Raw genomic sequence first — 849 nt, forward strand, 5'->3', positions numbered from 1 at the left:
CTAGCGGGATTTCGCCAGCCGAACCATCACCAGGATCGCCAACGGCAGCTGCAGCTGGTGGCCGAACTGGGTCATCGACTGGATCGCTATATCCGCTCGCGAATGCTCCACGCCACTTTCAAAATGGTTCGCAAACCGGCCCATGCGGCGGGCTTTGCGAACCTGTATGATTTCATGGATCGCAGTTTCCGGGTGATGAAACCCGTTCCCAGCGTTGGCTTGCTGCTGGAGCAGCTGGCCACCCGGGAAGACGCCATCATGGAAAAGGTTTTCGCCTGTCACCCATCGCCTTTCGAGAATTGATATGTCCGACGACAGCAAGGTCACACACTTCGGCTACCAGCAGGTGCCATGGCAGGAAAAACAGCAAAAAGTGGCCGGCGTATTCCGCTCCGTGGCGGGCAAATACGATGTGATGAATGACCTGATTTCCATGGGCAGCCATCGCATTCTCAAGCGCATGACCATCGAGCTGGCCGGCATTCGACCGGGCCACAAAGTGCTCGACCTGGCAGGCGGCACCGGCGACCTGGCCATCAAATTTTCCCGGCTGGTGGGCGAAACCGGCCAGGTGGTGCTGGCCGACATCAACGACGCCATGCTCGACGTGGGCCGCGACCGCCTGTTCGATGCCGGCTGCAGCCACAACACCCAGGTCACCCAGGTGAACGGCGAATGCCTGCCCTTTGAAGACAACAGCTTTCACTGCATCACCATTGCCTTCGGCCTGCGCAACATCACCGACAAGGACGCAGCCCTGCGCTCCATGCTGCGGGTCCTCAAGCCCGGCGGCCGCCTGCTGGTGCTGGAGTTCTCCACGCCCACCAACAAGCACTTGGCCAAAGCCTA

General features: G+C 60.2%; 1 protein-coding gene and 1 pseudogene. Both read left to right on the forward strand.

Translation table 11 applies throughout. The features are described from left to right. Nucleotides 1–303 (forward strand): annotated as a pseudogene (locus A3754_RS26905) (hypothetical protein); the annotation flags it as partial. Nucleotide 304: 1 nt separating this feature from the next. Continuing rightward, the coding region (locus A3754_RS00965) for a ubiquinone/menaquinone biosynthesis methyltransferase (RefSeq protein ID WP_063518611.1) at nucleotides 305–849 on the forward strand (545 nt) is incomplete at its 3' end.

The sequence above is a fragment of the Alcanivorax sp. HI0083 genome, assembly GCF_001635175.1.